We start from the raw sequence: 24,346 nt of genomic DNA on the forward strand, positions 1-24,346 counted from the left end.
GGTTCTATGTCAAATGTTGGGGTGATGTGTTTTTGCACGTCACCCTATTAACCTAAATGAACACCGAATTCTTTATATAAATCATTCAATAAAATCTTTGCTTTAAAATGCTTAAAGCTCCTAAAACCATAAGCATTACGTTTCATTACCTTCGATTTATTATTAATTCCTTCTAAAAAACCATTTGAATAGCCAAAACTAAAACTATTTAAGATCTCTACTTGCCAATTCTTAAAGGTTTGAATGGCTTTTATAAATGCTGGGATATTTGCTTCTTCTACCTTACGGTAATAAGCTTCTAATCTATTCTTCACTTCTGCAATATCATTCGTCGTTTTTGCCCAATCAAACCATTTACAATAGGCTTCTTTTAGTTCATATGCTTGCTTTAATTCCTTTGACATTCCCGTGTAGCGATTTAAATACCATCGATTCTTTTCCGTTAACTTATCAAAGCGTTTATATAAGACATGACGCATTTTTTTGCACTTTTTTCGATCGTATGGATGCCAATCCTTCTGCACTTTACGACGCACCTCGTCTAGAGCCCAATAAATATAACGACAATAATGGAATCGATCGGCAATAATGATAGGACGATTTAAGGCTTTTTTAACAGCTGCTTTAAAGCTTGGATTCATATCCATTACGACGACTTCTACATCTGATCCATATGTCATTAGATAATCCTTAATCGTTTCTTTTCTACGATTCGGTAAAATATCAATTGGTTCGTGCGTTTCAGCGTTGGCAATGATTAGTTGATAGGTCCCCGCATCTGTATCTCCTTTATATTCATCAATCGCAATACATTTTGGTAAATGGACCCCTTCATTTAGCTGCTCTTTTACCACCTTTTTAAAGCGACGAATTACCGTCGAACTGGATGTTCCAAGGACTTCTGCTGCTTCTTTAAATGTCTTTGCCTTTACTGAACGGATTCCAACAACTTGATTCCATTCTTTTGAGTAACGTTGATACTTATCCACGAAAGGAGATTTTTCCGAGAAGCGTTTTCCGCACTCACATACATAACGTCGACGTTTATAGAAAAGGATGGTTAATCGTTCAAACCATTTTAAATGTTTAATTTTTTGAATTCGATAATCATGTATTTTAGAGGTCATTTTATTACAGTCTGGACACTGATGTTCTTTCTTCGGAATTGAAACGTAAAGAGCGATACGCTCCCCGATCTCTTCAATCTTATGAACAGTTACACCTTTTAATCCTGGGATATTTCTGTTAAAATTCATAATGCACGTATCACCTTTCATTGCTTGTTTCTCGACAATTCAAGTATATCGAAATCGGTGATTACGTGCTTTTTTTTATTTCAAATTGTAGTAAAACCCCAACAAATATTATAGAACCAATAAAAATAGCAAAAATACTATTAATAAAATATGAATTATTGACCATAATATTTCTAGGTTGTATTTGTAGAAAATGCAAAATACCCTAGTATTTGCTAAACAAATACTAGGGTATATCAGTTTCAACCTTGATGAATCATAAAATTGCGTGTTATGAACGTAGGGATTTGTTAGGAAATTACCACTTACGTTTACGTGCAGCTTCTGATTTCTTTTTACGTTTTACGCTTGGTTTTTCGTAAAATTCGCGTTTTCTTACTTCCTGAATAGTACCACTTTTAGATACAGTACGTTTGAAGCGGCGAAGAGCATCTTCAAGCGATTCGTTTTTTCTAACGACAGTTTTTGACATCTCTCTTTCCCTCCCTCCGAACACACGTCAATACACAATCAACATCTGTTAGTTGTGTACTAAAGAATTATATCGTATTGTCCAACTACAGTCAATAGCAATATTAAAATTAATAATTGGAATCTGAAATTAAGCCGTTCATGATAGCTACACCAGAGCTTGCTCCAATTCTAGTTGCACCAGCTTCGATCATTTTTTGCATATCTTCTAGGCTTCTTACACCACCAGATGCTTTCACACCGATTTCTGGACCTACTGTTTTTCTCATTAAGGCAACATCTTCTGAAGTTGCACCACCAGTAGAAAATCCAGTAGAAGTTTTTACAAAGTCAGCCCCTGCTTTAACAGATAACTCACAAGCTCTTACTTTTTCTTCGTCTGTTAAAAGAGAAGTTTCAATAATTACTTTTACTAAAGTACCATTTGCAGCGGTAACAACAGCTTTAATGTCTTCAAAAACAAGGTCGTCATGACCATCTTTTAATGCCCCAATATTGATTACCATGTCAATTTCTCCGGCACCATTTTCAATAGCATTAGTTGTTTCAAAAGCCTTAACTTGCGGAGTCGTTGCACCTAAAGGAAAACCAATCACCGTACAAACTTTAACATTTGAACCTGCTAATAATTCACTCGCATTTTTAACCCAAGTAGGATTTACACACACAGAAGCAAATTCATATTTTAGTGCTTCTTCACAAATTTTGTCAATTTGTGCTTTCGTAGTCTCAGCTTTTAATAAAGTATGATCAATCATTGCAGCGTAATTTTGAGTCATAAAAATTACTCCTTCTTTTATAGTTGTACGTACCTCTCCCATAATACCATTAAAGTAAATTATTGTGAAATGACAGATAATTTCAATTAGTATTCATGTTACTTTTCCTTGCTTCTTTAGTTTTTATTCGCACGAAATTCATTAATTCAAATAAATATTTACTAATCCATTTCAAAGAAAAACGACAAAATCTTATTGATTTTGTCGTTCAAACTTTTTTCTGATTCTTCACTAGTTTTATTGAACTTGTTCTTCTAAAACACGTACAAATTGACCTTCACAGTAAGGATAGCCTACTTTTTGCACTTTTACTTTTAAAAGTTTACCGATCATTTCTTCTGTGCCTTCAAATACGACACGTAGATAGTTATCAGTGTAACCTACAAGTAGATTGTCTTGTTCTGATTCTTTATAACGATCTTCAGGAATAACTTCCAATACTTCTCCTTCGAAGCGAGAAGCATATTCTTTTGCTAATTGATCGTTTAAAGTAAGTAATCGATGAACACGTTCATTTTTAACATTTTCATCCACTTGATCTTCCATTCTTGCAGCAGGTGTTCCAGTTCGTTTTGAATAAGGGAATACATGTAGTTCTGCAAATTTATGGTTTGCAATAAAGTTATATGTTTCCATGAATTCCTCTTCTGTTTCACCTGGGAATCCAACAATTACGTCAGATGTAATCGCCAATTCAGGTAATGCTTCATTTAAGCGTTCTAGACGTTCCGCGAAGAAATCCATCGTATATTTACGACGCATACGTTTTAACACCGTATCTGACCCAGATTGAATCGGAATGTGTAAATGGCGTACCACTACATTAGAATTTTTAAGAACATCAATTACTTCATCTGTTATTTGTGAAGCTTCAATTGATGAAATACGTAATCGTTTTAAACCTTTTACATTCGCTTCTAGATCACGAAGCAACTGTGCTAAATTATAGTCTTTGAAATCTTGTCCATACCCACCAGTATGAATACCAGTTAAAACGATTTCTAGATATCCAGCATCAACTAACTTTTGCGCTTGACGAATTACCTCTTGTGGATCACGAGAACGCATTAATCCACGAGCCCAAGGAATAATACAGAATGTACAGAAGTTATTACATCCTTCTTGAATTTTTAAAGAAGCACGCGTACGATCTGTAAAATAAGGAACATCTAATTCTTCGTAAACACGGTTTTTCATGATATTCCCTACTGCATTAATAGGTTGGCGTTCTACTTTATATTGTTCAATATATCCTAGCATTTTTTGGCGATCTTGCGTACCCACTACAATATCTACACCTGGAATTGCCATAATTTCTGCTGGCGATGTTTGAGCATAACATCCTGTTACACAAATAACTGCATCTGGGTTTTGGCGAACTGCACGACGAATGACCTGACGAGATTTTTTATCCCCCGTATTTGTTACAGTACATGTATTGATTACATAAACATCCGCTTGTTTTTCAAATTCAGTACGTTCATATCCTTGTTCTTTAAAAAGCTGCCAAATACTTTCAGTTTCATAATGGTTTACTTTACAGCCTAAAGTATGAAAAGCCACCGTTGACACTGGCTAACACCTCTTTCATTCTAGTTCATATGATATAGCAGCCAGCGCATATAATGGCGCTGTTTCTGCCCGTAATATTCTTGGTCCAAGAGACATTGTTTCTGCACCAGCTTCTAATAAGCTTTGCGCTTCATTTCTCGAAATTCCACCCTCAGGACCGAAAATTAATAAAATTGACTTCGATTCATTATCATACACTTTTTTAAGTTTATCTGCAAATCTTGTGCGATTTTCTTTTTTTGCATCTTCTTCGTCAGCAATAAATACTGCGTCGTATTCTGAAACAAGATTTAGTAGCTGCTTGAAGGAAACAGGATTCATAATAGCCGGAATTTGCGTTCGATGAGATTGCTCTGCAGCTTCCTGTGCAATTTTTTGTAAACGCTCCGTCTTTTTCTCGCCTTTTTTTTCGTCCCATTTTACAATCGAACGTTCTGCACTAAATGGAATTAATGCATGCATACCAAGCTCTGTTCCTTTTTGGGAGATTAACTCAAGCTTATCCCCTTTTGGTAATCCGCAAGCGATATCTACCTGTATGGGCATCTCTGGAGAAGGAACGGTATTACCTGTTAGTTTTACAACGACACCCTCACCAACCGAAATAATTTCACATATATATGCGGTATTAGCGTTAACGACTACGATATGATCGCCACTCTCCATACGCATAACTTTTGCAATGTGGCGTGCATTTTCTCCTACAATTGTAAATTCGTTCGATTCATTAAAGGGTTCATGTACGAAATATCGTTGCATTATGTACCTCCAAATTTTTTATTAGAAAAGCGAAAGGTGCTCGCCAAACTCCGACTACAATTCTTTACTATTCTGAAAAAGACAAGGAGCTGCCCCTAATTATTGGGACAACTCCTTTCTTGTTTATGGTCGTCGTGCAATGATGGCCACCCAATCTTCCATCATTAACACTTCCTCAATAATAAAGCCTGAGTCTACAAGTGCCTTTTTCACATCATCTTTTTTTGCATTAATAATACCAGAAGTAACATAAAGTCCTCCAGGTTTTACAATTGAAAAGGCATCATCTGTAAATGTCATGATAATTTCGGCTAAGATGTTTGCCACAACAACATCTGCTGGTTCTGTTACCGTATCGAGTAAATTACCTTGATGTACTTTTGCGATATGCTGTACTTTATTATGTACAATATTTTCAAACGCAGATTTAACAGCAACTGCATCTAAATCTAGAGCATGTACTTTCTCAGCACCAAGCATCGAAGCAGCAATTGCCAATACACCAGAGCCAGTTCCAACATCAACAACAGAATTGCCTTCTTTAACAACCTTTTCTAATGCTTGTAAGCACATTACAGTTGTAGGATGTGTACCTGTCCCAAACGCCATACCAGGATCTAGCTCAATAATCAGTTCGTCTGTGTTTACTGGTGTGTATTCTTCCCACGTTGGCACAATAGTAAATCTTTCCGAAATTTTCACTGGATGATAATATTGCTTCCAGGCAGTTGCCCAATCCTCTTCATGCACTTCACACATAGTAAAAACATTATCCCCAAGATTAATATCAAAATTTTCTAGATTCGCGATTGCAAGTTTTATTTCTTCAACAGTTTCTGCTAAAAAACTAGATACAGGTAAATACGCTTTTACGATTACCCCGCTTTTTGGAAAATCGTTTGGATTCAAATCATAAATTTCCCCAAATTGATCAACTCGTTCTTTCTCCATTTCTGTTGAATCTTCAATGACAACACCACTTGCGCCAGCTTCATGATAAATATTTGAAATTGCTTCAACCGCTTCGTTTGTTGTTAAAACCGACAACTCTGTCCATTTCACTTGCAATCAGCTCCTCTAAAATTTTGTTACCAAGGTTCAAATTAATAGTAAGCGTCCACAATCATGGACGCTATTTTTAAGTTACTCACCTTTGAATGTCTTTTTGATTTTATCAAATAATGAACTGCTATGTTCTTCAGGGATGTCGCCGCTTATTTCTGCGAAATCACGTAATAGTTGTTTTTGTTTTTCTGTTAGTTTTGTAGGAGTCATTACTTTTACAATGACATATTGATGTCCTGTTCCGTATCCATGGACATTTTTTACACCTTTGTCTTTAATACGGAATTGAGCTCCTGATTGTGTACCAGCTGGAATTTTTAGTTTTACTTTTCCATGAACTGTTGGCACTTCAATTTCGTCTCCAAGTGCAGCCTGAGGGAAAGTTAGTTTTAATTCATAATAAATATCATCGCCATCTCGTTCGAAGTATTCGTGATTTTTCACATTGAAGACGATATATAAGTCTCCTGCCGGGCCTCCATTGATACCTGGTTCACCTTGGCCAGTCACACGTAATTGTTGACCATCATCTACACCCGCTGGAATTGTAACTTTGATTTTCTTCCGTTTTTGAACTGTCCCAGCTCCATGACATTTATTACATTTTTCTGGAATAATTTTACCCGTTCCTTGGCAAGTATTACATGCACGGCGGTTTACCATACGGCCAAATGGTGTTTCAACCGCTTGGTTCACTTGTCCTGCCCCATTACACGTTGTACATGTCTTTGCACTTGTTCCAGGTTTTGCACCCGATCCATTACAAGTATCGCAAGTCTCTTCTTTTGGTATTTCGATTTCTGTTTGCTTTCCGAAAACAGCATCCTCAAAAGAGATATTCATGCGGTACTGAAGGTCGTCACCTTTTCTTGGGGCATTTGGATCACTTCGACGACCGCCGCCTCCGAAGAATGAACTGAAAATATCTTCAAATCCACCAAATCCTGATCCTCCGAATCCACCAAATCCTCCTTGATTTGGCCCTTCATGACCGAATTGATCATATTGAGAACGTTTTGTATCATCGCTCAGCACTTCGTAGGCTTCAGCAATTTCTTTAAATTTCTCATCGGCACCAGCTTCTTTATTGATATCTGGATGATACTGCTTTGAAAGTTTACGATATGCTTTCTTTATCTCATCTTTGCTAGCACTTTTACTTACGCCAAGCACTTCATAGTAATCGCGTTTACTCATCGTTCACACTCCGCTCTTTTTCATAACGTATATTTTAACATGGTCGTATAATACTGTATATAAAGTTTGTTTTTTAGTTACTTATTAAATGAACATCTGATTGCAATGAAAAAGTCAAAGTCCGTTATGTTCGACTTTGACTTTTTCTACTTTCATCTATCAACAATCAAATTCGCCATGGCTTATTTGCAACTGTCACTAGTTTTTTGTCACCATAACACCAGTTTTTTAAGCTCTTCACGAAAAATTGCTTTTAAAATCGCACGTCTACACTTAAAGCGAACTTGATAAAGTGGGTGAACCACATTGATAAGAATTCGGCTTATTTATCGTCTTTTACTTCTTCAAAGTCAGCATCTACAACGCCGTCATCTTTTTTATCTGGACCTGCTTCTGCTTCACCTTGTGCAGCTTGTGCAGCAGCTGCCGCTTGTTCATATACTTTCATTACTAGTGGTTGTAGGATACCTTCTAGTTTTTCTTTTGAAGATTTAATACCTTCGATTTCACCAGCTTCTAAAGCTTTTTTCAACTCTTCTTTTGCATCTTCTACTGATTTTTTCTCATCTTCAGTAATTTGTTCGCCAAGATCAGTAATAGTTTTGTCTACTTGGAATACTAATTGGTCTGCTTCGTTACGAACTTCAGCTTCTTCTTTACGTTTAGCATCAGCCTCAGCATTTGCTTCTGCCTCTTTTACCATACGTTCGATATCCTCGTCTGTTAAACCAGAATCGGATTGGATAACGATTGTTTGTTCTTTTTGCGTACCTAGGTCTTTCGCTTTAACAGATACAATACCGTTTTTATCGATATCGAATGTTACTTCGATTTGAGGTACACCACGTGGAGCTGGTGGAATATCTGCTAATTGGAAACGACCTAAAGTTTTGTTGTCAGCAGCCATTGGACGTTCACCTTGTAATACGTGAATATCTACAGCAGGTTGGTTATCTGCAGCTGTTGAGAAAACTTGAGATTTTGAAGTTGGAATTGTCGTGTTGCGTTCGATTAATTTTGTGAACACACCACCCATTGTTTCAATACCAAGTGAAAGTGGAGTTACGTCAAGTAATACGATATCTTTCACATCACCTGTTAACACGCCACCTTGAACTGCTGCCCCCATTGCTACTACTTCGTCAGGGTTAACACCACGATGTGGATCTTGGTTTGTTTCTTTTTTCACAGCTTCTTGTACAGCAGGAATACGAGTCGACCCACCAACAAGGATTACTTTGTCTAAATCAGATGCGTTCAAACCAGCATCTTTAAGTGCTTGACGAGTCGGGATAATTGTACGTTCAACTAAATCACGCGTAATCTCATCGAATTTTGCACGAGTTAAGTTCACTTCTAAGTGAAGCGGGCCATCTGCTCCTGCAGTAATGAATGGTAATGAAACTTGTGTAGATGTTACACCTGATAAGTCTTTTTTCGCTTTTTCAGCTGCATCTTTTAAACGTTGCATTGCCATTTTATCTTTTGATAAATCAACGCCATTTTCTTTTTTGAATTCTTCTACTAAGAAGTCGATTACTTTTTGGTCGAAGTCATCCCCACCAAGTTTGTTATCACCAGCAGTTGCTAGTACTTCGAATACGCCGTCGCCTAATTCAAGAATAGAAACGTCAAATGTACCGCCACCAAGGTCAAATACTAAGATTTTTTGGTCTTGGTCTTGTTTATCTAAACCATAAGCTAGTGCGGCTGCTGTTGGTTCGTTAATAATACGTTCAACTTCAAGACCTGCAATTTTACCAGCGTCTTTTGTTGCTTGGCGTTGCGCATCATTAAAATAAGCAGGAACGGTAATTACAGCTTTTGTTACTGTCTCGCCTAAGTAATCTTCAGCATAACCTTTTAAGTATTGTAGAATCATTGCAGATACTTCTTGAGGTGTATATTCTTTATCTTCGATTGTTACTTTTTCTGATGTACCGATTTTTGATTTAATAGATAAGATTGTATTAGGGTTTGTAATTGATTGGCGTTTTGCTACTTCCCCAACTTGTTTCTCACCATTTTTAAATGAAACCGCTGAAGGAGTAGTACGGTTACCTTCTGGATTTGGAATTACTTTTGGTTCGCCGCCTTCTAGAACTGCTACACAAGAGTTTGTTGTACCTAAGTCAATACCAATAATTTTGCTCATATTAAATTGCCTCCTAATTATTTAAAACACGTATTTGGTGTTTTTCACTAATTAAATTTTTAAATTATTCGTTTACTGAAACCATAGATGGTCGTAATACGCGATCTTTTAATTTATAGCCCTTTTGAAGCTCTTTTAACACAATACCAGTTTCCTTTTCTGAATCTGATTCTTGCATTACTGCTTGATGTACATTCGGGTCAAAGCTTTGCCCTTGTGCAGGAATTAACTCTAAACCTTCTTGTTTCGTTGCATCAATCAACGTTTTGTAGACCATTTCAATACCTTTATATAAAGAAACAGCATCATCTGAACTTACTTCCACCTGTAATGCACGTTCTAGATTGTCGATTACTGGTAAAAGATCTGTCAGTAGCTTTTGAGCACGATATTTTTCAGCCGCTTCACGGTCTAATTGAGCACGACGTCTCATATTATCGAAGTCAGCACGCAGGCGCAAGTAGCGACTTTCCTCTTCTTGCAGTTTCGCTTCAAGCGCCGCATTTTTTGCGTTTAACTGCTCTTCAACGGATAATTCTACCTGCTCTTCAGTTTCTGTGCCGTTCGTTTCTGCTTCACTGATTTGTTCATTTACTTCTTCTAGTTGTTCTTTGTTTTCTGTAGTTTCAGACACGAATGTTTCCTCCTTATAACCCATCATTTACTTTATTTGAAAGTGCACGTGAAAGTCCACTTCGCATCACATCAAGTAGAGAGACAACACGTTGATAATCCATTCTTTTAGGACCGATTATTGCAATGGAACCCTCTTGATCTTTACCAATAGAGTAGGACGCTGTAATTACACTTAAATCATCCATAACTAAATGGTTATTTTCAGAACCAATCCGAATATGAATGCCTGTATCTTCATGTTGGAACAATGAAATTACTTGACTTTCTATTTCCATCATTTCCATAAGCGCGCGAACTTTATTTAGATCGTGAAACTCAGGCTGATTTAACATATTTGTTTTCCCGCCGAAATAAATTTTCCCTTCATTTTGGAAGGTTGCAACATTTCTTAATGATTGGATAAAAGTATCAGCAGTGTTTACATGTTGCCTTAAAACATTAAAAGTTTCTAATTCAAGTCGACTTTGTAGCTCTAATAATGAAACACCCACTAGACGTTCATTTAGAATATTGACGGTTTTTTCAATATCTGAAGGAACAAATCCTTGTGGAAGTGTAATCGTTCGATTTTCAACATGCCCATTATCCGTAACAATGATTGCTACAGCAGTTTGTTCCGATAAAGGGACTATTTGAAATCTCTTTACGCGATGTTTAGTTACATTAGGTCCAAGTAAAATCGTTGTATAAGAAGTTAAATCTGACAAAATGTTAGCAGATTCACGAATTACTTGTTCCATCTCTACAATTTGATTCTTATAAATAGATTGAAATAAGCCAATTTCTCGGGCAGACATAGAGATCGGTTGCAATAAATGATCTACGTAAAATCGATAACCCTTCTCAGAAGGTACACGACCTGAAGAAGTATGTGTTTTTTCAATAAACCCAAGCTCCTCTAAATCGGCCATCTCGTTACGAATTGTTGCCGGACTAGATGTAATCCATTCTTTTTTTGAAATTTGGCGTGATCCTACCGGTTGAGCTGAAGTAACAAAATCATCAACGATTACTTGCAATATTTGTAATTGTCGATTGGTTAACATTGTCATCACCTCTGTTAGCACTCATTAACAAGGAGTGCTAATACTATTATTAAATTATCAAATCTCTAATATGATGTCAACGGAATCGCTCTATTCTCCTAATAAAAATTGTTGAAAGATTTCATTTCCAACAAAGCGACCCTGTCGACTTAGTCTTACACCTTTTTCATCTTCAATAAGCAAATCTTGTTGAACAAGCTCAGCTATTACTTTGCCAAAAAGCTCTTTCATAGAAATATCAAGCTTTGCTTCAAACGCTTCATACAATACACCTTCATTTTTTCTCAAACCTAAAAACATTTGCTCTTCGCATTTTTCATCAAATGTTACTTCATGTTTATGAAGGATAGGTAGTTCATTATTTTTAATGGTATCAATATATTTTTTTATAGGTCCATGATTCGAATAGCGATTTCCTAATAAATAACCGTGGGCACCGGCACCAAAACCTGCATATTCATCATTTTCCCAATAAATTTTATTATGTGTTGATTGATGTTCTTCTATCGCAAAATTACTTATTTCATATTGTTTCTTTTCTTTTTCTTCCATTCTTTTCATTAATAGGTCATACATATCCGCTTCTAAATCCTCGGTAGGCAAGTTTAGCTTCCCTTTAGCATACTGAATATAAAAAATGGTTTTTGGTTCAACAATTAAAGAGTACGCTGAATAATGCGGCAGATTTAAATCCAAAGCTTTTTCAAGAGTATCCTCCCATTGCTCCATCGACTGACCAGGGAGACCATACATTAAGTCTATACTAATATTGTCAAAGCCTACTTTTTTAGCTTGCTTAATGGTTTCAAAAACATGGTCGTTTGAATGTGTACGTCCTATTTTTTTTAACAGAGTTGGGTCAAAAGATTGCACCCCCATACTTAAGCGATTCACTCCACCGTTAAGTAAAGCCTCTAATTTATCAACTGATAGTTCATCAGGATTTGCCTCTGAACTAAACTCCACAAGTTGCTTCGTTGGGAGTAAGGTATTTATATGATGCAATAATCTTGTTATTTGTTTTGCAGAAAGTGCAGTTGGAGTCCCACCGCCAAGAAAGATTGTTTCGATGCTTTGAAATTGTTCCGGAGTTTGTCTGACCGCCATTTCAATTTCCTTGCCAACTGCTTCTATATATTCATCAACTGGTTGATTTTTAAAATAAACTTTATTGAAATCACAATAATTGCAAATTTGATGACAGAAAGGAATATGTATGTAGACACCTCGAGCCATTAAGATCCCTTCTTTCTTAAGAAATGTCGTATTTCTCTATTGTACTCTTTCATCATAAAAATTCAATTTTATGGTACTAAATTATCGAAAATGGATCCTAAAAATAAAAAAAGAGATCTGAAAATAATCAGACCTCGAAAAAAATTAAATAGCTATATTGATTTGTTGTCTATATAATTCTACAAACAGTTCAATAGCTGAATAATTCGAAAATTTAGTTGTGAAACTAATTGCCTCTTCCTTTGAATTAAAAGAAAGTGCACTCATTTCCTTAGCAAACTCATATTTGCCATTTTCTAATGTAATTAAGTAGACTCTTACCACCGGACTATAAGGTCTTTGCTTATCCAAATTATCTCCCGCCAGCAATACTCCAACCGTTGCATCTTGTTCATTAATAATCGTTGATAGTGCAACTAGTTCATCATACTCAAACCATTCAGGAATTGCTACCTCTACTATATTATTCATCTACTTTACATCTCCTTCGCTGTTTTTCATATGAAGCTAAAACATTCGATATAAATACCAATAATTAACAAATAAAAGTAACTCAATTGGATTTAATAGATAAATTTTACTATGGTTAATGCAAATCTAAAAGAGCAATATTTAAACAATTTTTTCATCCTATTTGAAATATATGAAATATTGTTGCAATAAAAAACAGAATATCCATTTGAAGTGAAGATAATCTGTTTCATTGGAAATATTTTACTATATGTATTTGGTAATTCTATTAATTAATGTTATTAAAACCCATTTTATCATATTATTAGGTATTTTGTATACCTTCTTATTGAATCTCATATTGTTAGAGAAGACGTTTGGGTTAAACTCTTCATCCCTATTTCCTTCTGCCTATATGAAAAGCAATTTCAATTAAAATGGCTACTGTCAGTCAAAGAGGTCATCTTTTTATGTAGCTAAGCTTTTCATAAAAAAGGCGATTTGCACTTGAAAATAGTTGCAAATCGCCTTAAATGTTCTTTTGGATCAGCGGTTATTTCTTATTATTATCATCCATTTTCAGTACAGCCATGAATGCTTCCTGTGGAACTTCTACTGAACCCACTTGTTTCATACGTTTTTTACCTTCTTTTTGTTTATCAAGAAGTTTACGTTTACGAGAGATGTCACCACCGTAACATTTTGCTAGTACGTTTTTGCGGATCGCTTTAATAGTTGAACGTGCAACAATTTTTTGACCGATTGCAGCTTGAATTGGCACTTCGAATTGTTGACGCGGGATTAATTCTTTTAGCTTCTCAACAATTACTTTTCCACGCTCGTAAGCAAAGTCACGGTGTACGATAAAGCTTAAAGCATCAACTTGCTCACCATTTAATAGGATGTCCATTTTAACTAACTTGGATGGTTTATATCCGATTAATTCATAATCAAATGACGCGTACCCTTTTGTATTTGATTTTAAGTAGTCAAAGAAATCATAAACAATTTCAGATAGTGGCATTTCATAAATAATGCTTACACGGCTAGTATCGATGTAATCCATTGTCATGAAGTTACCACGTTTAATTTGACATAGCTCCATAACTGCACCCACATAATCGTTTGGCACCATAATTGTCGCTTTTACATAGGGCTCTTCAATACGATCAATTTTTTGTGGATCTGGCATCATTGAAGGGTTATCGACTTTTAAAACTTCCCCATCTGTTAAATGAACATCATAAATAACAGAAGGAGCAGTTGTAATTAGGTCGATATTAAATTCACGTTCAATACGCTCTTGAATGATTTCCATGTGTAGAAGTCCCAAGAAACCACAACGGAAACCAAAACCTAATGCTTGAGAAGTTTCTGGTTCATATTGCAATGCTGAGTCGTTCAGCTCTAATTTTTCTAGTGCTTCGCGTAAATCGTTATATCGCGCTGTGTCAATCGGATAAAGACCGCAATATACCATTGGATTTAATTTACGATATCCTTCAAGCGGCGTTTCAGCTGGACGGTTTGCAAAGGTAACCGTGTCCCCTACTCGTGTATCTCCAACATTTTTGATAGAGGCAGTTAAGTATCCTACGTCTCCTACAGTAAGCTCAGCTTGAGGTACTGATTTCGGTGTATGAACCCCAACTTCAATTACTTCAAACTCGGCTCCTGTCGCCATCATGCGAATCTTATCCCCTGCTTTTACCGTTCCATTCACAATTCGAATCGATATGATAACACCTTTATATGCATCATAAACAGAGTCAAAAATTAACGCCTGAAGAGGAGCATCCGGATCACCTGTTGGTGCAGGCACTTTTTCAACAATTTGCTCTAGAATTTCTTCAATACCAATACCCGCTTTAGCGGAAGCAAGAACTGCTTCAGAAGCATCAAGTCCAATTACATCCTCAACTTCAGCACGTACACGCTCTGGATCAGCTGCCGGTAAATCGATTTTATTTATAACCGGTAGAATTTCAAGATCGTTATCAAGGGCTAAATATACATTGGCAAGTGTTTGTGCCTCTATACCCTGTGCAGCATCAACTACTAAAATGGCTCCTTCGCAAGCTGCTAAACTTCGAGAAACTTCATATGTAAAATCGACATGTCCTGGTGTGTCGATTAAATGGAAGGTATAAGTTTCACCGTTTTTAGCTGCATATTTCAACTGTACTGCATTTAACTTAATTGTTATCCCACGTTCACGTTCTAAATCCATGGAATCTAATAATTGTGCTTTCATTTCTCGTGCTGTAATCGACTTTGTTGTTTCTAATATGCGGTCAGCTAATGTAGATTTACCGTGATCGATATGGGCAATAATAGAAAAATTTCGTATGTTTTGTTGTCGTTTAAGACGTTCTTCTCGATTCATGTCGTGTCCACTCCTAATCAAATACGCCTCCTACGTATAATTCCCGCTCATCACGCGGAAATAACCAAAGAAGGTAGACTTTCTAAAGTTCTATTTTCTTTGGAATACGCTGGAGGCATTAACCCTTATCAGTAAATAGGCTACTGATATTTTGGTAACCTGTTATATTTTCTATATACATTTCCTTCAAAAAAAGGCTAAACTAACTTGAATTATAGCAGTGACACAACAACTTTAGCAATGATGTAGTGAGAAAAAACGCAAAATATTATGATTCACTTCCAAAATCAATGATAGACAAGGAATAAGAATTACTGTCCTAATTTACATAGGTTTTCGCGATCGCTTGTGCAAGCACTGCAATCGTACGATATACTTCATCCTCGGTATTTTCGATTCCACCGATTTCAATTAATAGCAGGTTATTAGCTAAATCTTGATTATAAACTCCATCCACACCATCTCCCGACTTCTCAATGATCCCTCTTGAAATATTGGGAACAATTTGATTTAGAGCCTGATTAAGGGAATTGGCATGATTTAAATTTGACTTATAATTTGGATTCTCAGCACCAATAACAAATGCAGTCTTTGCATAGCCTACATTGTTATGAGTAACTGTAGATTTTTTATGACCTGTAGCATCTCGATGTATATCAAGAATAAGATCATACTGATTTTTCTTTAACTCCTGATTAAGAAATGTACGTGCAGTAGAATAAGAAGAAGCCATTGTTTTCCCCTGCTTCACAGTCTCAGCCATAATATCTACATCAAGAGTCTTTGCGTTTAAACCGTTTAGTTTAAAGTAATCTTCCATCGCCTTTGACATGGATAATAAATTAGCTTGATCGTCGTATACAGCAACTGTACCTGTTTGACTTTCTACAAACGGCTTATAGGTTTCTTGAGAATGCGTGAAAACAAACAATACGTCAAATGAATCCATTGTCGGTGTAACATCTTTAGCGTTTTCTTCTGTTGCCGTTACTTCTGTTGCTGTTACTTCTTCTGCATTTTTTTCTGACTGAACATTAGTCGATGCATAGACTACTTGCTTTTCTTCAGCTAAAGGTGGTTCATATTTTTGGTTGTTCGGAAAAGGCAATAGTCCTGTGATGATTGGTAACATAAAAAAGAAGACTAGAAAAACAGATAGAACTTTTAATTTTTTTAACATGACATCCTCTCCTTCCACTACGATATGGAGGGAGAGGACGTTTTAGAACTATTTCACTTTATGTTCCATCCACTTATATAGACATTTGCTGACTAAGATTGAATATTTCGTAATCCAAACATCCACCTCTTTCGGCGTTACAATCAATCTTTCAGGATGGGATGCAAAAACTTCTTCAAATAATTGAAGGCGATCTTCGGTAGACCATGTCGACCATTCACCGAAAATCGGTTTGATTAAATTTAAATCAACTCTCTGATTGGAATCAGGTGTCCAGGAAGAAACAGAAAGTTTGCCAGAAGGCTTCCCTTTTTCTTCAATTTTTGCAGCGATAGAACGGAACACATTATCGATTGCATCAGCAATAATAACCGTAGCATCCACAACGGTTGGCACTCCTATCGCTGTTACAGGAACACCCATTACTTCCTTAGACACTTCCGTACGTTGATTTCCTACCCCAGAGCCTGGATGAATTCCTGTATTTGTAATTTGTATTGTTTTACATAATCGAGAGCTTCCTCTTGTTGCTAAGGCATCAATGACTAATACTAACGAAGGCTTGATTTTCTCAGTTAAGGCTCGTATAAAATCGCTTGTTTCAAAGCCTGTTTGCCCTGTCACACCTGGTGCATACATAATAAAATGATCACTTGGATTTTCGGATTGCTCGTTTTGCATTGAGTCAATAGCAAATGGACCTACCGCATCTGGTGTAATCGTTTTATTTCCTAAGCCAATCACCAGAACCTTACTATCTTTTGTAATCTCTATATCTTTATGAATATCATCAAGATATTTTGTAAAAGCCTTTTCCAACTGCTCAAATCCATTTGAATCGTCTATTGTTAAGGTTGGAACAGAAAGTGTAATATATGTCCCTTCCTTTTTTCCGATTTTTTCTTGCCCATCTTCATCCACTATTACTTTTGTAACTTTAACTCGTCCTTCGGTAAATTCATTAATGGAAACACCATTTGTTTGCTCTAGTCTATTCTTTTGCTGCTTGGTCTGATGTTCAACGACTTCGGCTGATTCATCAATTAAATCGGTTCTGCTCCAATTCACTTCTGTCATTAATAATCACCTCGTGTATATGTTGGACAAACTGTCAAGTAAATATTCTTTGCATTTAACTATTGCAATTAGCTCTAGGGTTTGGTAGAATGATTTTTGTTGTATTGACAAACGAAAATAGTGAGAAGATAACTCATCTCGTACCTTTTTTAGGAGGTGAAAGATATGCCAAACATTAAATCTGCAATTAAACGTGTTAAAGTTGCTGAAAAAGCTAACCTTGCGAACTCTCAAGCAAAATCAGCTATGCGTACTACAGTTAAAAAAGCGGAACAAGCACTTGCTAACAATGCTGAAAACGCTAGCGAATTAGTAGTAGCTGCAAGCAAAGCACTTGATTCTGCAGCTTCAAAAGGTCTTATCCATAAAAATGCTGCAGCTCGTAAAAAATCACGTTTAGCTAAAAAAGCTAACTAATACATTAAGAGGTTTTCCAAAATCATCATTTTTATGATTTGGAAAACCTCTTTTTCCTTTACCGCTTCAATGAGCCTGTTACACGCGGGCTCTTTAACTTATGCGCTTAGACCGCTCACCCTACCAAAAACCAAATGAAAATCTCAGATAGCAGCCACAAAAGCAAAATAAGATCGTTGTCAAAATTTATCCGTCACATAAAAAAAACTAACTAGAGTCATCCCCCAGATAGTTTATTTTTAAAAGATTATATATTTGGCATATTGCTTCCAATCAAGTTCTTGTATAGTGGCTTTACTTGGCAATTCAAAAGGCATTGGAAAGAATGCTTCTGATTGTGCACTTTTCGCATTATCGTAAAAAACAATTTGGTCATTTGATAAACCACTTGTTAGAATGGCATCTCCCTTATCTTCAAATGCAACATCCACTTCAGTTGCTTGTATTTTTCCATCTTCACCTATTAAATAGATTTGGGTTACTTCTTTTGATTCTGCATCAACCGTAATTTCTTTTGAAGAAAGCCACTCTTTCTTTACTCTAAAAGCACTCGGTGCTTCGTTAATGATGATTTTAGTTTTTGTTAAGCTAGCATATGGCTTACCAACTATCGCTTCATTCAGATCTACTCGTACCTCAAATGAAAGTGGTTTTGGCATTTTAACTACTTTCTCCATTTCATTATACCAGAGTGAATTAACAGCAGGAATCGTCTGCTTTTCTATTACAACGCCCAATAACTCTTCTTGCTCTTGTGCAATACTACTAGTTTCTTCACTATTCGTTTCTTCAGTACTAGTTTCTTCAGTATTCGTAATATTTTGAGACTCTATTTCATTATCAAAAAGGGATTGGTCTAATTCTACATTTTGATTCTCTGCAACAGTCTCCCATTCTTTCTCCGACACATAGGTAATTAGATTTTTTTCATCCGTATATATAATAAATGTTATGGTTCCGTTATCATCAATCACTTCACCAACTACACCATCGATTGGACTTGAAAGAACATTTGAAAAACTTAGGTCAGCAATTTGATTCTCTAAAATATCAATATTTCTTTCAACCTCAGCTATCTGTTTCTCAATAGTTGCAATCGCTTCTAACGGAGAGCCTTGTGTAACTTCTGTTTCGACTGTAATGGAAAGTTCATCATCAACCTGCTCCGAATCAATCGAGGTTACAGGATTATTTATATCTTGTGCTTCTAATCGTCTCAGAATTCCTTCTAAGGTAGTTAATTCACTTTCATAAGCATTTACTTCAAATTGTAATTTAGACTGTTCCTGTGTAGCTTCATCGGTTTTATAGGCAGCAATTTCTTCATTCATACTTATTTTCTGACCAGGTCGCACCGAAATTTCTGATAACGCATTTGCGTCTGCTGTAATCCGAATTTCTTCCTGAGGGACAATCATTGCCTCTTTTTCTAAATAAGCTCTTTGCTGCTCTAGAGTAACTCTCTCATAATCAGTTATATAATAAGAACGTGTGATTTTACTACCATCTTTAAATACAATCAGGCAATTGATGATCAATAGAGCCAACAATGCCGTACTACCTGCAGCAAGCCAAATTTTCATATTCTGCTTCATAAACCTACCACCTTAGTAACGTAATCATAGAGAGGTAAGATACTAATTCCAGCTGTTACAAGAGCAAAGAAAATATGAAGCCCTATAATTTTCGTTAATAATAAGCCCTTACTCTCTTCTTCCCATCTCGACAGGAAATTATATTGAATATAAATGCTAGCAGCTGTCGCAATTGTAAGTTGATTAAAAAAGTAAATTACAAAACTATCATCAGTGATATATGTACTTATTGGCCCTAATGACAAAAATGATATAGCAGTTGTAAACCCTGACAAGGTAAAAACGGAAAAGAGAATAACTTTTTCTAGTAAAATACTTGCTAAAACAAAGAGTTGTATTTTAGAGATGGCTCTAAATGAATGATCTGTTAGGATGGCCAAGCATATAGATATAAAATAATAGTGAAATGCAAAAAATAATAATCCTTTTACTACTGCCCCAAACACCGATAAATAACGGCTTACAATATACTCTTCTTCCAAATTTTCAGCAAGGAGATACGTCAAATTTTCAGACCCCATACCCCAAATACTTCTAATAACAAAAAAGAGAATCGTTATGCCAAGCAGTATAAAGAACCGGCTACGATAACCTTTTATTTGATAATCCTGTTCTTGATTATCAAGTGCAAATGCTAGTTTACTAGGATTTAATAGTGAATGCCAAAATCTAAATTGATAGTCCATGTGAAGTCCTTTCTATTTTAAGAAAATATATGTTTTAACTAAATATAACAGATAATGTAAATAGAGTTAAATGAACAATCTTAAAATACTCCAATAGGTTTATAAAGCTTTTAACAAAAACATTTCTAAATACCTCTCTCTATTCCCGCTAATTGATTTAAGTTTCAAATCAATCTCAGATAGATTTTTTAGTGCTTTTAGTAATCGTTCCTCATTTGGACGCTGTCTATTTTCCAGCATGAGCTTTACTCGATAAGGGTGGATCTTAAGCTGCTTAGATATCTGATTTGGATGATAACCTTTTTTTTGCAAATAATAGACATTATTCATCGTACGTATATTTGAAGCCAAAAGGCCAACTAACATGATAGGCTCTTCCTTTTGTCTAAGCAAATCATGATATATTTGAAGTGCTTCGGATACATTTCTTGATAAATAAGCATTCAACATTTTAAAAGCGTCATGCTCCAATGTTTTGGCTACTAATTCTTCAACTAAGTGCACGGTAATTTGACCTTCTTCGCCTAAATATAATGCCATTTTTTCAATCTCAATTCTAAGCTGCAGCATATTTGCTCCAACCATTTCCACTAACTTATCTACAGCATCATCAGCTATACTTTTATCAAAACTTTTTACTTCACTTCTTATCCAGGTTGCTAAATCGTTTTCTTTTGGTGTTTCAGCATGAAGTAAGAGACTTTTTTCTTTCATTGCCTTCGTTATTTTTTTTCGCTCATCTAATTTCTCATAAGGCGCTATAAAAATTGTGACACTAAAGTCAGATGGATGGGCAAGCCAATTTTCAAGACGTTTTAAATCGTGCTCTATTTTCTCTTTCCCTTTTTCACTCGCTTTTAAAAACGAAGCATTTTTTGCAATGACTAATTTTCTTTCTGAAAAGAACGGAAATGTATCTGCTTCATCAATCACTAAATCAACAGGTGATTCATCCATATCAAAAGTGATGACTTCAGCCTCTTCAGTTGTATTTATTGCTTCTTTGATACGTTTGATTGTTTCATCTACAAAATAAGATTCATCGCCATAAATACAATATACAGGAGCAATTTGCCCGTTTTTAATCTCTTTCCATGCTTTTGTAAACATATTGCGTCCTCCTATCATTTCGTATTTATAAGTATACACGTTTTTTTATTTCTATCATCAATGTATAAAAATTTTCAATAAGACAAAAGGTAGATAGTAGAAATTGCTTTATTGGATATAGCTTTTTATAATATATTCACTTATAATTGATGTTGAGTAGGAGGGATAGGTATGTCATCACATGATGAAAACGTTGTAACACACAATCCTTTTGAAGGAAAAAATGGCGCATCTATGCGTAACCAAGCTATTGATGCTGGAGTAGGATTTGGCGTTTCATTCGCATTTTTTGCAATTATGTTTATTATCGCAATCATTGTTGATGTAGCAGCTTAATCGTTGTTACGCGAAAAGAGGACATTCAATATCTGAATGTCCTCTTTTATTTATCGTTGTTTAGTTATTTTTACTAACATCGATTCATGATCATCTATCCTTATTTCAACAGTACCAACTTCACCAGTGGTTAAAGTCGCTAAATCCAAATTTCGAAAACGCTCTACCACCTCCTCATGAGGATGCCCATAACGATTATTCTCACCTGCACTAAAAATCGTTAAAGCTGGCTTTAATTTCTCAACAAACGCTTCAGTACTTGATGTCTTACTTCCATGATGTCCAGCCTTTAAGACATCTATCTGGGCTAAATCAGGATATTGGCGTAGAATTGATTGCTCACCAGATTCTTCGACATCTCCCATGAACAGTGCTTTGAAATCCCCTTTTGTTACATACAACACAAGAGAATCATTATTCCCTTCATACGTTGTTTCAGTTGGCCAGAGATAAGTAAAGGAAATGCCCTCTTTTTTCCAAGTGACATTTGCAATTTCCTCCACTATAGAAATTTTCTGTTGTTTGGCTTCTACTAGCAAATCATTCATTACATCCTTTTTATAAGAATTTGGTGTAATGTGTATTTCCCCGACCTGAATTTCCTGCAATATTTCTTCTGCTCCTTCGACATGATCGCTATCTGCATGCGTCAAAATCAATTTATCGATTTTCTGAATGCCTTTTCCTTTTAAAAACGGAACAACGATATCCCTTCCTATTTCATATTGGTTAGAACTTTTTTTCCATTCCTCCTGATTGAATCTTAAAATCCCGCCTGCATCAATCATATAGATTTCTTCTTTGAAGGGTAATTCAATGACAATACAGTCCCCTTGGCCAACGTTAACAAAAGTAATGATTAGATCATTCGTCAATTTTCCACTCAGATGAATGAAGAATGCGGGTAAAAGAAGCACGAAAAGAACTTTCAAAAGTTTTGCTTTTACATCGATTAAATAAAATGTTGCAAAAACACTAATATAGCCAATAACTATTAAAATAAGCGTTGGCTTACCAGGATTCCACATTTGATATGGAATTCCTTGTAACCAGTCAATACTTGCTGTAAGAAAACTTCTTAAAGGCTCATAGATTAGAAACAAAATAGCCGCTATAGGTTCAAGAAAATACGAAGAAACTAATAATACAATATTAATAGGCAAAATGATGAAAGAAAATAGAGGCACAAAGATAATATTCACTAGAAAAGAGGATAGACTTATTTCATAAAAATGAAATAGGAGCAGTGGATAAACAAGCAGCTGAGTGACGAAGGTTATGAGGAAAGATTGGATTATCCATGAGGAATAACGATTAATAAAATGACCCGAATAAATCAAGCTCAAAGTTGCTAAATAGGATAATTGGAATCCAATTTGAAAAATGGCCCAAGGTTCAATAGAGACAAAGAATATAAAACTAATAGAAAGAGCATCATCTGCTGTCATTTTCCCTTTCAAACGACTAATCATGATGAGTTCAACAACTGATACTGCTCTCCAAACTGAAGGTGAACTACCTGCAAGGACAGCATATATCGGTAAAATTGCCATAAGTATAATGGTTGCAAGTTCTCGTCTCACGCCCAATCTTAAAAGACCTTGAAAAAAAATAAATGCAACAATCGCCACATGGAGCCCTGAGATTGCAAATAAATGAGTAATTCCTAATTTTTGATAAGCTCTAGTCATTTCTTCATCGACATTTTCACTTACCCCAATAATTAGCGCTTGAGCTTCTGCTACCAGTGAAGATGGAAATGCTTCTTGGATATGGGTCTTCACATTATATCGTTGCTTGGCTATCCTTTGTTGGATACTTCTTTTATTTCCGACATATTCCCAACTAGAGATTTCAACAACTCCTATAGCGCCATTACTTTTTAAATAATTCTTCATGTTAAATGCAAAGTCATGATCTGGAATAGTGGGTTCTACTAACTCCCCTCTCAACAAATAACGGCTTCCTACCAAGGAGATCTGTTGGAAATTATACTTTTCTTTTTCTGAGCCAAATTTATAAACAACGTATACATTTCTTCCTTGCGAGTCTTTCATAAATCCACGCAAAGTATCACCATTAATCTTATATTCGTCTGACCATGTTAATTGGGTGGGAAATTGAAGTGGTTCATCAAATTGTTGAAGTAAGTTTGTAAAGTAAGAAAAACTACAAAATGCTGTAAAACAGATTCCAACAATATGAATGAAACTGATTTTTTTAAAATGGAGAAATAGAAAATAGGGCACCAATAAAAACAACAGCCTTACCGATTCGTGAGCTGCAAGGGATGCAACGAGAACCGATAAGGCATAAAAAATACACTTATGCTTGAATGAGATCAAATAGTTCTTTCACCTTCTCTTCAAAGGGCTGTAGTACTTCCTTTGTAGCACCGAGATTTCTAAGCTTATCTAACATTTCAACTGCCAGTTCAAGTTTTTGATCTTTAAGAAAATCAATTTTCGCTTCGTCAAAAGGAATTTGAACAACATTCACATTTGCTTTTTGAAATAGTTCTAATGCATACGCATTATTTTTATAGTCATTTGCATAATATAAGTTTTTAATGCCCGCTTGGATGATTGTTTTTGAACAAGGCAGACAAGGGAAATGTGTCACATATATATCCGCACCATTTGCTGGCGTACCATATTTCGCACATTGTAATAATGCATTTGTCTCAGCGTGAACTGTTCGAACACAATGATTATCGACAACATAGCAGCCATCTTCAATACAATGCTCGTCTCCTGATATCGAACCATTGTAGCCACCAGCAATAATTCTCTTCTCTCGAACAATTGTCGCTCCAACTGCTAGTCTAGTACAGGTACTTCTTAGGGCCAATAGATGACTTTGTGCCATAAAAAATTGATCCCATGTAATTCGCTCCATATGATTACCTCCAAACTGTCTTAATTTTTAGTTTAGATG

Annotated in this window: 22 protein-coding genes; 2 read left to right on the top strand and 20 right to left on the bottom strand. The window is 35.7% G+C overall.

Going from position 1 to position 24,346, the window contains the following annotated elements; all coding sequences use genetic code 11:
• Positions 1–47 precede the first annotated feature (47 nt).
• From C1N55_RS12420 to gpr, 15 genes are all read right to left on the bottom strand, one after another.
• Positions 48–1,256 carry an ISL3 family transposase gene (locus tag C1N55_RS12420; RefSeq protein WP_137727947.1) on the bottom strand — a complete coding sequence of 403 codons (1,209 nt, stop codon included), beginning with the start codon at positions 1,254–1,256 and terminating at the stop codon, positions 48–50.
• 298 nt (positions 1,257–1,554) lie between these two features.
• Complete coding sequence (gene rpsU / locus C1N55_RS12425; protein WP_004227078.1) at positions 1,555–1,728, bottom strand: 30S ribosomal protein S21; 174 nt, start codon at positions 1,726–1,728, stop codon at positions 1,555–1,557.
• A gap of 109 nt (positions 1,729–1,837) precedes the next feature.
• Positions 1,838–2,506 (bottom strand): deoxyribose-phosphate aldolase, encoded by a 669-nt coding sequence (gene deoC, locus C1N55_RS12430; RefSeq protein ID WP_137729124.1) that lies wholly within the window; start codon positions 2,504–2,506, stop codon positions 1,838–1,840.
• Between the two features lie 237 nt (positions 2,507–2,743).
• Positions 2,744–4,078, bottom strand: coding sequence for a tRNA (N(6)-L-threonylcarbamoyladenosine(37)-C(2))-methylthiotransferase MtaB (gene mtaB, locus C1N55_RS12435; protein WP_137729125.1), 1,335 nt, complete (start codon positions 4,076–4,078; stop codon positions 2,744–2,746).
• A gap of 15 nt (positions 4,079–4,093) precedes the next feature.
• Entirely contained in the window at positions 4,094–4,837 is a 744-nt protein-coding gene (locus C1N55_RS12440) for a 16S rRNA (uracil(1498)-N(3))-methyltransferase (protein WP_137729126.1), read from the bottom strand.
• Positions 4,838–4,960: 123 nt separating this feature from the next.
• Positions 4,961–5,899, bottom strand: a complete 939-nt coding sequence (gene prmA, locus C1N55_RS12445; protein WP_137729127.1) for a 50S ribosomal protein L11 methyltransferase — start codon at positions 5,897–5,899, stop codon at positions 4,961–4,963.
• Positions 5,900–5,980: 81 nt separating this feature from the next.
• A complete protein-coding gene (gene dnaJ / locus C1N55_RS12450) occupies positions 5,981–7,099 on the bottom strand; it encodes a molecular chaperone DnaJ (protein WP_137729128.1) in 1,119 nt (372 codons plus the stop codon).
• Positions 7,100–7,421: 322 nt separating this feature from the next.
• Complete coding sequence (dnaK, locus tag C1N55_RS12455; protein WP_137729129.1) at positions 7,422–9,254, bottom strand: molecular chaperone DnaK; 1,833 nt, start codon at positions 9,252–9,254, stop codon at positions 7,422–7,424.
• Between the two features lie 64 nt (positions 9,255–9,318).
• The gene (grpE, locus tag C1N55_RS12460) at positions 9,319–9,888 is read right to left on the bottom strand and encodes a nucleotide exchange factor GrpE (protein WP_137729130.1); all 570 of its coding nucleotides are present in this window, start codon (positions 9,886–9,888) and stop codon (positions 9,319–9,321) included.
• Between the two features lie 13 nt (positions 9,889–9,901).
• The gene (hrcA, locus tag C1N55_RS12465; RefSeq protein ID WP_137729131.1) at positions 9,902–10,936 is read right to left on the bottom strand and encodes a heat-inducible transcriptional repressor HrcA; all 1,035 of its coding nucleotides are present in this window, start codon (positions 10,934–10,936) and stop codon (positions 9,902–9,904) included.
• A gap of 90 nt (positions 10,937–11,026) precedes the next feature.
• Positions 11,027–12,172 (bottom strand): radical SAM family heme chaperone HemW, encoded by a 1,146-nt coding sequence (hemW, locus tag C1N55_RS12470; RefSeq protein WP_137729132.1) that lies wholly within the window; start codon positions 12,170–12,172, stop codon positions 11,027–11,029.
• Positions 12,173–12,316: 144 nt separating this feature from the next.
• A complete protein-coding gene (locus C1N55_RS12475) occupies positions 12,317–12,643 on the bottom strand; it encodes a hypothetical protein (RefSeq protein WP_137729133.1) in 327 nt (108 codons plus the stop codon).
• A gap of 532 nt (positions 12,644–13,175) precedes the next feature.
• A complete protein-coding gene (gene lepA / locus C1N55_RS12480; protein ID WP_137729134.1) occupies positions 13,176–15,008 on the bottom strand; it encodes a translation elongation factor 4 in 1,833 nt (610 codons plus the stop codon).
• 319 nt (positions 15,009–15,327) lie between these two features.
• Entirely contained in the window at positions 15,328–16,188 is an 861-nt protein-coding gene (gene spoIIP, locus C1N55_RS12485) for a stage II sporulation protein P (RefSeq protein WP_137729135.1), read from the bottom strand.
• 48 nt (positions 16,189–16,236) lie between these two features.
• Positions 16,237–17,265, bottom strand: a complete 1,029-nt coding sequence (gene gpr / locus C1N55_RS12490; RefSeq protein WP_137729136.1) for a GPR endopeptidase — start codon at positions 17,263–17,265, stop codon at positions 16,237–16,239.
• A gap of 165 nt (positions 17,266–17,430) precedes the next feature.
• Between gpr and rpsT the strand changes: the two genes are divergently transcribed.
• Positions 17,431–17,682, top strand: coding sequence for a 30S ribosomal protein S20 (rpsT, locus tag C1N55_RS12495; protein WP_137729137.1), 252 nt, complete (start codon positions 17,431–17,433; stop codon positions 17,680–17,682).
• 239 nt (positions 17,683–17,921) lie between these two features.
• Here rpsT and C1N55_RS12500 read toward each other — a convergent pair whose 3' ends face one another.
• The 3 genes from C1N55_RS12500 to holA form a co-directional block, all read right to left on the bottom strand.
• Positions 17,922–19,277 (bottom strand): DUF2968 domain-containing protein, encoded by a 1,356-nt coding sequence (locus tag C1N55_RS12500; RefSeq protein WP_137729138.1) that lies wholly within the window; start codon positions 19,275–19,277, stop codon positions 17,922–17,924.
• Entirely contained in the window at positions 19,274–19,963 is a 690-nt protein-coding gene (locus C1N55_RS12505) for a hypothetical protein (RefSeq protein ID WP_137729139.1), read from the bottom strand. Before C1N55_RS12505 ends, C1N55_RS12500 begins: the two co-directional genes overlap by 4 nt.
• A 99-nt stretch (positions 19,964–20,062) precedes the next feature.
• The gene (holA, locus tag C1N55_RS12510; protein WP_137729140.1) at positions 20,063–21,073 is read right to left on the bottom strand and encodes a DNA polymerase III subunit delta; all 1,011 of its coding nucleotides are present in this window, start codon (positions 21,071–21,073) and stop codon (positions 20,063–20,065) included.
• 171 nt (positions 21,074–21,244) lie between these two features.
• Here holA and C1N55_RS12515 point away from each other — a divergent pair, with 171 nt between their 5' ends.
• On the top strand, positions 21,245–21,409 hold the full coding sequence (locus tag C1N55_RS12515; RefSeq protein ID WP_137729141.1) for a YqzM family protein: 165 nt from the start codon (positions 21,245–21,247) through the stop codon (positions 21,407–21,409).
• Between the two features lie 50 nt (positions 21,410–21,459).
• On the opposite strand, the gene C1N55_RS12520 is transcribed toward C1N55_RS12515, so the two are convergent.
• Together C1N55_RS12520 and C1N55_RS12525 are read right to left on the bottom strand one after the other, a co-directional pair.
• Positions 21,460–23,754, bottom strand: coding sequence for a DNA internalization-related competence protein ComEC/Rec2 (locus C1N55_RS12520; protein WP_240758289.1), 2,295 nt, complete (start codon positions 23,752–23,754; stop codon positions 21,460–21,462).
• The gene (locus tag C1N55_RS12525; protein ID WP_137729142.1) at positions 23,735–24,307 is read right to left on the bottom strand and encodes a ComE operon protein 2; all 573 of its coding nucleotides are present in this window, start codon (positions 24,305–24,307) and stop codon (positions 23,735–23,737) included. Before C1N55_RS12525 ends, C1N55_RS12520 begins: the two co-directional genes overlap by 20 nt.
• Positions 24,308–24,346: the final 39 nt, after the last annotated feature.

It is taken from the genome of Lysinibacillus sp. SGAir0095 (assembly GCF_005491425.1).
GTDB lineage: Bacteria > Bacillota > Bacilli > Bacillales_A > Planococcaceae > Ureibacillus.